General features: G+C 58.9%; 1 protein-coding gene. It reads right to left on the bottom strand.

The genetic code is table 11. The features are described 5' to 3' along the window. On the bottom strand, positions 1 to 1,477 hold a 1,477-nt coding region (locus tag ACG2E4_RS18395), incomplete at both ends, for a sulfatase (RefSeq protein ID WP_395277502.1).

Here is a 1,477-nt window from a genome sequence, read left to right as displayed (position 1 = left end):
CGCGCAGCCGTTCTTTCAGCTCCCGCGTCCGCTGGGCGTATTCCGGCTGCCCGTACAGGTTGTTCAGCTCCATCGGATCCTCCTGCAGGTCGTATAGTTCCCACACCTCGATATCATCATAGAAATGGATTAACTTGTAGCGGTCGGTGCGGAGGCCGTAGTGTTTTTTTACCATGTGTTCGTTGGGAAACTCATAGTAGTGGTAGTAGAGGGCATCGCGCCACTGGTCATCTTCGTTCTGGACCAGCGGAAGCAGCGATTGGCCCTGCATCCCGGCCGGTACCTCAACGCCGGCCAGTTCCAGCAGCGTGGGGGCCCAGTCAATGTTTTGGACCAGCTCGTCCACCTCCTCACGGGTTGCCATTCCCTCAGGGAACTTCATCAGCAGCGGGGTGCGCATCGACTGCTCGTAGATAAACCGCTTGTCGAACCAGCCGTGCTCGCCCATGTAAAACCCCTGGTCGGAGGTGTAGACCACCAGGGTATTCTCATACAATCCCTCCGCCTTCAGGTACTCCAGCAGGCGGCCCACATTCTCATCGAGGGTACGTATGGTCGCCAGGTAATCTCGCATGTAGCGTCGGTATTTCCAGATCGCCCGCTCGCGCTCGCTCATGGCCTCCCAGTTCTGCTTGAATTCCCGGATAATCGGGTCGTAGTGGGCATCCCAGGCGGCCTTCTGCTGCTCGTCGAGACGGGCGTAGCGGTCGTTGGCGTACATCTCGCGGTATTTCGTCTGTATTTCGCCCTCCTCGTCCAGCAGTTTCAGATCGTAGACCAGGTCCATATCCTCTGTGGCGATGCTCATCCTGGTCTCGGCCGCCGGGATGCGCATCGGAATACGCTGCGGCTGCTCGCCCATCTCAGTTTTCAAATAGCGCTTGCCCGTAAAATCGTCAAAGAAGGTATCCGGGACCGGGAGCCCGGCATCCTGAAAGGCCCCCAGCGCAGACGTGTCGGGCATCCAGATGCGGTGGGACGCCTTGTGGTGGACCTGCAGGGCAAAGGGCTGGCCCGGGGTTCGGTTTTCCAGCCACCGGATACTCTTATCCGTAATCACATCCGTTACATACCCGTGCGAGCGCGCCGTATCGCCGTTGGTGATAAAATCGGAGTTGTAGTAGTCGCCCTGCCCGATCAGCCGCTCGTAATGGTCGTAGCCGGTGGGCGTGCTCCGCAGGTGCCACTTGCCCACCAGTGCGGTCTGGTAGCCCGCCCCCTGCAGCAGTTTCGGAAACGTTTGCTGGCGGCCGTCAAAGGCCCGCCGGTTGTCGAGCTGCCCGTTCATGTGGGAATGCTTGCCGGTCAGCAGCGTGGCACGGCTGGGCGCGCAGATCGAGTTGGCGACAAAACTGTTGACAAATGTGACCCCCTCCCCGGCAATGCGATCCAGGTGGGGCGTCTCGATAAATCGATCGTCATATGCACTCAAAGTCTGGTAGGAGTGATCATCGCTCATGATAAAGACAATATTGGG

The organism is Halalkalibaculum sp. DA384 (genome assembly GCF_043951955.1).
Lineage (GTDB): Bacteria > Bacteroidota > Rhodothermia > Balneolales > Balneolaceae > JAMQKA01.
The sequence above is the reverse complement of the archived record's forward strand: the minus strand, read 5'-3'. Positions and strand labels throughout refer to the sequence as shown.